This window comes from Paenibacillus sp. 2TAB19, from assembly GCF_052115185.1.
Lineage (GTDB): Bacteria > Bacillota > Bacilli > Paenibacillales > Paenibacillaceae > Pristimantibacillus.
In genome coordinates this window covers 56,983-64,612 of record NZ_JBFRGE010000034.1, presented here as the reverse complement: position 1 = coordinate 64,612, position 7,630 = coordinate 56,983, and the positions used below count along the sequence as shown (strand labels likewise).

The window sequence follows — 7,630 nt, the reverse complement described above, 5'->3', positions numbered from 1 at the left end:
AGTATATTATACGTGATCCCGTCAATATATTCCTGCCGTCCGCACGCGATATTCTTGCATATAACTGAAAATAACGCAGGAATTCACGAGGAATGCCGCATTTCTCCCTAAATCCTCTGCTTTAGAGCAGAAGTTGCTGCACTTGCTACCTTAAGTAGCAATCGTCTCCATAATAACGTCCCAGAGCTGCTCACGGCCAAGCCCTGTTTCCGAAGAGAATAAGATGATAGAATCTCGCGGGTCGACGCCAAGCGTTGTTTTGACCATCTTCACATGCTTGTCCCACTTCGACCTTGGAATCTTGTCCGCTTTCGTGCAGACGATGCATGTAGGTATTTCATAATGCTTAAGCCAGTCGTACATAAGCTGATCGTCCTTGGACGGCTCATGGCGAATATCGATGACGAGCAGCTGCAGCTTTAGCTGCTTGCGGTCCCTAATATAGGTCTCGATCATCGTGCCGAACTTCTCGCGCTGTGTTTTGGACACCTTCGCATAACCGTAGCCTGGATAATCGACGAAGTAGACCATATCATTCACGCGATAATAATTGAGCTGCTGCGTCTTGCCCGGCTGCGAGCTCGTTCTAGCTAAGTTTTTGCGCATAATCAGCTTATTGATGAGTGACGATTTCCCGACATTGGAACGCCCTGCCAGAGCAATCTCTGGCAAGGCGTCCTCCGGGTACTGGTGAGGCTGAACCGCGCTAATAATAAATTGTGCATCCATAATCTTCATGAAATAGTTGTACCTGCTTTCTGTTCCGTTAGAACTGGAAGCAGCGCATGCTGCAGCACCTCATCCATATGAGCGACAGGAATAAATTGCAGATCATTGCGCACGCTATCGGGAATATCCCGCAAGTCCCGTTCATTGTCTTTTGGCAGCAGCACGGTCTTAATGCCCGCGCGATGCGCCGCCAACGATTTTTCTTTCAATCCGCCAATCGGAAGCACGCGGCCGCGGAGCGTAATCTCGCCGGTCATCGCCACTTCCTTGTTCACATACCGATTCGTTAACGCCGAGATCAGCGCTGTCGCGATCGTGATGCCTGCGGAAGGGCCATCCTTAGGAATAGCGCCCTCCGGAATATGAATATGAATATCGTTTTTCTCGTGGAAGCTTGGATCGATACCAAGCTCGATCGCCTTCGACCTCGTGAAGCTGAATGCCGCTTGGGCGGATTCCTTCATTACGTCCCCGAGCTTGCCCGTCAATGTCAACTTGCCGCCGCCCGGCATAACGGTCACTTCGATGACGAGCGTATCGCCGCCGACCTCCGTCCAAGCGAGGCCTGTAACGGCGCCGATCTGATTCTCGCTTTCCGCTAAGCCGTAACGGAACTTGGAAGGTCCAAGCCATTCCGTAAGCTTATCGTTTGTTACCTCCAGCGTCTCCGCCTCTTCATTCGAGACGAAGAACTTCGCTGCTTTGCGGCATATCGACGCTATCTGCTGCTCCAGGTTCCGCACGCCGGATTCACGGGTATATCCACGTATCAATTGCAGCAGCGTATCTTCAGATATGCGAAGCTGCTCTTCCGTAAGACCGTGTTCCTTCTTCTGCTTCGGCAGCAAATACCGCGTACCGATCTGCAGCTTCTCTAGCTCCGTATAGCCCGGAATGTAGAGTACCTCCATCCGGTCAAGCAATGGACGCGGAATGTTGTGCATCGCATTCGCGGTCGTAACGAACATGACGTTAGACAGATCAAATGGAACTTCGATGAAGTGGTCGCTGAAGTTGCTGTTCTGCTCAGGATCAAGCACCTCTAGCAGAGCAGAAGCAGGATCGCCGCGGAAGTCCATCGCCATCTTGTCGATTTCATCAAGCAGGAATACCGGATTAAGCGAACCGGCCGTCTTCATCCCTTGGATAATACGACCCGGCATCGCGCCGACGTATGTCCGCCTGTGACCGCGAATCTCAGCCTCGTCGCGTACGCCGCCGAGCGAGATACGTACGAACTTGCGTCCGAGCGACTTCGCAATCGACCTGGCAAGCGATGTCTTGCCGACACCCGGAGGTCCTACTAGACAGAGGATTGGCCCTTTGAGCTTCTTCACGAGCTGCTGTACGGCTAAGTACTCCAGCACACGCTCCTTCGGCTTCTCGAGACCGTAATGATCATCGTTCAGCACTTCCTCAGCTTTGCTAATGCTGAGATCGTCATCCGTCTGCTTATCCCAAGGCAACGACAACAGCCAATCGATATAATTGCGGATAACGCCGCCTTCGGCGGACGAGGCAGGCATCTTCTCGAGCCGATCGATCTCCTTCTCGATCTTCTCCTTCACAGACTCGGGCACGCCGGATTCGGCAAGCTGACTGCGCAAATCCTCGATCTCGCCGGCGCGGCCTTCCTTCTCGCCAAGCTCCTTCTGGATCGCCTTCATCTGCTCGCGCAAATAATATTCCTTCTGCGTCTTCTCCATCTGCTTCTTGACGCGCTGGTTAATCTTGCGCTCCAGCTCCAGCACCTCGCGCTCGTTGTTCAAGATGTCGAGCAGCTTCTCCAGCCGCTCCCGGGCGCCGATCGTCTCTAGGATATCTTGCTTATCCTTAATCTTCAGCGAGAGGTGGCTCGTGATGACGTCTGCGAGCCTGCCTGGTTCGTCAATGTCGGACACGGCCGCATGCGTCTCCGGCGTTACCTTCTTCGACAACGAGATATAATGCTCGAACTGGCTAAGCACCGTACGCATCAGCGCGTCGACCTCAGGATCGTCCGTTTCCTGCTCCGGCAGCTCTTTCACCGCTACTTCGTAAAATTCATCGTTCGGCAGATACTCCTGTATCTCCGCGCGAACAACGCCTTCAACCAGCACACGGATCGTTCCGTTCGGCAGCTTCATCATTTGCCTTACTTTCGCGATCGTACCGACCTTATATATATCTTCCTCCGTCGGCTCCTCAATGTTTACTTCGGATTGTGAGCAGAGCAAGATCATATTTTCCTCGACCATTGCCCTCTCTAGTGCCCGAACCGATTTGTCCCTGCCCACATCAAGGTGGAGAACCATGCTGGGATAAACGAGTAGCCCCCGTAACGGAAGCAGGGGCAGCCGACGACGACCTTTCGATTTATTAGGTCCCATTCCAGCACCTCCAATTGTATACGTCTACCCTATATTACCACATCGCAAAGTACAAAATCTAAATGCCGGCGAATTCCTTATTATTCGGCTGATTCAGCTTGCAAATAAGGAACCCCCGATGCGATGAACAGCTCTGTGCCGATCGGCGCATCCACGGTCTTCTCCGCAATAGTCGACTCGGGGAAAACAATGCCAAATACTTCTTCGACGCGCTCAACAGGTATCACCTTAAGCCCGTTCAAGTCTGCGAAGATAGCCTGCCAGTTCTCTCGCGGTATAATAACCTTCTCAGCGCCTGCTTGGAAAGCAGCCTCGACCTTCGCCAGCACGCCGCCTACAGGCTTTACATTGCCGTGTATGCCGACTTCTCCGGTCATCGCCAGCTTATTGTCGATTGGCAAGCCTTTGATAGCAGACGTAATCGCCGTTGCCATTGCAATACCTGCTGACGGGCCGTCAATCGGCGTTCCGCCAGGGAAGTTGATATGAAGGTCGAAGTCTTGCGGATTAAGCCCGATACGGCGCAATACAGTCAGCACATTCTCGACAGAGCCCTTCGCCATGCTCTTACGGCGAAGCGTCCTGGAGCCGCCTCCTAGCTCTTCTTCCTCCACGACACCTGTTATCGTGAATTGGCCGCGTCCTGCTGCTGCCGGAATGGCGCTAACTTCGATCTCAAGCAGCGTGCCCATATTCGGTCCGTATACGGCAAGCCCGTTCACGAAGCCGACCTGCGGCGCCGCAGGCACCTTGCGGTCCGGACGCGGCGGGATTTGGCTGCTGTTCACAACCCATTCGATATCACCTGCCGAAATACTATCCCGCTTCTCGGATAAGGCTACTCCTGCTGCTAGCTGTATAACATTGACCGCTTCGCGACCGTTTGTCGCATAACGCTTCACGACCTCGATCGCTTCCGGGCATGGTGCGAAGCCGATCTTCTTCACTGCATTCTCAGCGACTAGTGCAATTTCATCTGCCAGCAGCGGGCGGAAAAATACCTCCATACAGCGCGAGCGAATAGCCGGCGGAATTTCCTGAGGCGAACGCGTTGTTGCGCCTACGAGACGGAAGTCTGCCGGCAGCCCATTCTGGAATATATCATGAATATAGACAGGAATGTTCGCATCCTCAGAATTGTAATAGGCGCTCTCGAGAAATACTTTGCGGTCTTCCAGCACCTTTAACAGTTTATTCATTTGAATCGGATGCAATTCTCCGATTTCGTCAATGAACAGAATGCCGCCATGGGCTTTCGTAACCGCGCCGGGTTTCGGCTGCGGTATGCCCGCTACCCCCATCGCTCCTGCGCCTTGGTAGATCGGATCATGAACAGACCCGATCAGCGGATCGGCAATACCCCGCTCATCGAAGCGCGCTGTCGTCGCATCGATCTCGGTGAACTTCGCCTCTGGAAGGAATGGCGAGCTTGGATTTTTCTTCGCTTCTTCCAATACGACACGCGCGGCAGCCGTCTTACCGACTCCAGGCGGTCCATAGATAATAACATGCTGCGGGTTCGCGCTGCATAGCGCAGCCTTAAGCGCCCTTAGCCCATCGCGCTGACCGACAATGTCCTGCATGGCCTGCGGGCGCGTCTTCTCCGCGAGCGGCTTCGTAAGCGAAACTGAGCGCAGCTTGCGCAGCTTATCCATTTCCTTGCGCGATTCCCGATCGACCGCAGAGCGGTTCGTCTTCTGATTACGCAGCAAATTCCAAAAATACAAGCCGATAACGACGGCAAAAAACACTTGAATCAACATTAACACGACACTTAAACTCATTTATTTCCGCTCCTCTCATACCGCCTGTTTCTCGAAGGCATCCGTATTATGTCAGTATTGCCTCTTGGCAATAGGAATAATCGCATTTGGTAAAACTTCGGCTCAAGTATTTCTACCTTGCCGCATCACGTAAGTATCCCGGTATATTTGAGCCATAGACCTAGCGGCTTAATTGCTACGCTGATGATCGTAACCGGCGATACAACGATCCAATTATAGCTCTGCGAGGCAAGGAGATAGCCCGTCCATAGCACGGCCGAAGCATACACGATATATTCGCGCACCAAACCTTTCTTTAACAGCTTCGCGACGCCTAACCCTAACACAACGATTAGCAGCGCCGCGCCGATTGCCTCTTTTAATTCCATAGTCGATCTGCTCCTCTTTCTCTTTATCACCTTATTTCTTGCCCTCGTTCAGCTTCTCTACATTCATAGGCTGATTGCTAAGACCTACATTGGATAAGGTTACACGTACAACAGGCTTAATCTGGATACGCGCGAATACCGCATCCCAATCCTTCTGCCAGCTCCGCCATTCCTTGCGGTAGGTTCGGTGCGCGAGGTCGGCGAAGCCTACCGCATCTGCATTCAGCTTTTGCAGAGATTGCCAGCCCGACATGATGAATCCCGTAATTTCTTTCTCGGCAGCATTCTCCATCTGCTTGATGACCTCTGGCTTATAGAGGTCCTGAGAATGACAATCGGTCTGGACCAGTTCTCCTCTTGCTTTGACATTTACCTTCACACTCAGATTGCCTTCGATGATCGACGGCTTTTGCTCTGATGAAGAGCTTTGGATACTGATTGTCGAATGGTTTCCGCTTCCGTCAGGACAAGCGATCGTGACGATTGAGCTCTTAACGGTATCTTTCATATAAGCGACGCCTAATGCCTCTTTGCGGGAAAGCCATCCCACCATCTTGTCCTTCTTGATGACCGCTGCCCTACCGAGTCTCAGCTTGGACGGAAGCGTCGTGTTCTCGAAATCCGAGAGCTTGGAGGTATCTTTACTTCCCGACAAAGTTATTTCCGGAAGCAGGGCGCTGGCCGAATCGCTTGCAAGATCCATCGCGAGCTCGTACACTCTCACTTCTGGCAGCGCCGAAGAATACCGGGCTTCGATGGCATTGATCTCTCGCATGCCATCGCCTGGAATTTTCTGAATCTGCATCATCTGTTCGAGAATTTTTCGAGATTTACCCGACGTAATGAGCACATCGACAGTCTCCCTGGCATCAGGGTTGCGTAAATACACTTCAAGGAGTGGATTCAAACCTCGGCGCGCCGTTTCTTCGCTAATGATAATGACTTGATTATGGGCAAAATAAAGCTTACGCGGGCTTTCGTATACGCTATGCAGCACCGCTTCACGAATCGTTCTTCCCTTGGTCGAATAAACGATGACCGGAGAAGTATTCGCTCCGCCCATAATTCCGATGCCCGTGGAGATCGAGGAAGGGATAAGCACTTGATACGTGAGCACCCAGTCTTCACCGTCGCGATCAATTGACGTTGCGGAAGTAATAGCAAGCTCGTTCAACTCTACTCGGCTCCAGCAGCTTGTCAATAACAACGCACATGGAAGAATCAGCATAGCTACCGCCGTTATCCGCCAAGATTTCATACAGCCCCCCCTCCCTCTATGGCATCCGTCTTCCTTCGAGTCAAGCTGAGCCCGCCCCATATAAGAAGAAATAACCCGTAGTTGCTTATAAGCAGATAAGCTGACAGCGAAGTAAAGATGTATTCAATGAAATTACTATTTCGTGACCAGGAATAAATCGACGAGGCGCTAATGAACGCGGATATCGCAAATGCGTTTAATGGGCTTGAGCGACTCCGAATTCGGAAGAGATAGTCCATGACTTGGAACAAGCAAAATAAATAAATAGAAACCTTCGTGAACATCGATGCGATCCATGCCGTCAGCAAAAAAACATCGATTCGCTCCAAAAACTTCCCAACCTCCACCATGCCGAGAGCGGCGAAGCTCGGATAAGAAAGCACATTTACGATTCTTACGCCGAATACCGCAATAATCATGACGACCATCGTCAGAATCATCACACCTGAGACAACCGTTCCCCACATCGCGGACTTCGCCGCTTGCGACGGCTTCTCAAAATATGGCAGCAAGAACAAAACGATCGATATTTCAGATAGCCATCCCGCGGGAAGGAGCACAGCYGACATATGCTTAGGTACGGATATCTCGAAGAACGGCATGAAATTTGTCCAATTATAGTGACTCCATAACAAGGCGAAATTAAGCATCATAAGCATCAAACCAAACGCAAATACAATAAAATGAATTCTTCCAATCGCCTCTATCCCTTGCCATACGGCATAGACGGAAACGAGTGCAATGACGAGGGCGATAGCAAGTATTGGTGTCGTCCTAAGCAATTGCTCCTGCACGAAATTCGTGAACTGCCTAATTACGCTTGTTGCCCCCATAAAAAAATAACCGCACAATATAACCCCGATCAATAGGGCGACTGCCTTGCCAAATCGGGATTCGAGCCATTCCAATAACGGCTTGCCGTTACTGAGCAAGCAGATTCTGCCGATAATCAAGGCGTATACCAAACCTAGCAGCAGAGAAAGGAGAATGGTCAACCATCCATCCTGTCTCGTAATCGAGACGACATGAGCCGGCAGCTGCAGCAATGCGCTTGGCGCAATAGCATTGATAACAATGGCAATCCCTTGGCCAGTCGATATTCGCTGCGTCGATGACGTCATT

At 51.5% G+C, this 7,630-nt stretch carries 6 protein-coding genes; all 6 read right to left on the bottom strand.

Features of this window, described 5'->3' with window-relative positions; all coding sequences use genetic code 11:
• Positions 1–150 precede the first annotated feature (150 nt).
• Positions 151–738 (bottom strand): ribosome biogenesis GTP-binding protein YihA/YsxC, encoded by a 588-nt coding sequence (gene yihA, locus AB4Z33_RS16895; protein WP_442051023.1) that lies wholly within the window; start codon positions 736–738, stop codon positions 151–153.
• On the bottom strand, positions 735–3,098 hold the full coding sequence (gene lon / locus AB4Z33_RS16890; protein WP_442051022.1) for an endopeptidase La: 2,364 nt from the start codon (positions 3,096–3,098) through the stop codon (positions 735–737). Before lon ends, yihA begins: the two co-directional genes overlap by 4 nt.
• 80 nt (positions 3,099–3,178) lie before the next feature.
• Positions 3,179–4,882 carry an ATP-dependent protease LonB gene (gene lonB / locus AB4Z33_RS16885; RefSeq protein WP_442051021.1) on the bottom strand — a complete coding sequence of 568 codons (1,704 nt, stop codon included), beginning with the start codon at positions 4,880–4,882 and terminating at the stop codon, positions 3,179–3,181.
• A 125-nt stretch (positions 4,883–5,007) separates the two neighbouring features.
• On the bottom strand, positions 5,008–5,250 hold the full coding sequence (locus tag AB4Z33_RS16880) for a hypothetical protein (protein ID WP_442051020.1): 243 nt from the start codon (positions 5,248–5,250) through the stop codon (positions 5,008–5,010).
• A 31-nt stretch (positions 5,251–5,281) separates the two neighbouring features.
• Positions 5,282–6,508 carry a Ger(x)C family spore germination protein gene (locus AB4Z33_RS16875; RefSeq protein ID WP_442051019.1) on the bottom strand — a complete coding sequence of 409 codons (1,227 nt, stop codon included), beginning with the start codon at positions 6,506–6,508 and terminating at the stop codon, positions 5,282–5,284.
• Positions 6,505–7,629, bottom strand: coding sequence for a GerAB/ArcD/ProY family transporter (locus tag AB4Z33_RS16870; RefSeq protein WP_442051018.1), 1,125 nt, complete (start codon positions 7,627–7,629; stop codon positions 6,505–6,507). The genes AB4Z33_RS16875 and AB4Z33_RS16870 overlap by 4 nt, the downstream gene beginning before the upstream one ends.
• Position 7,630 lies beyond the last annotated feature (1 nt).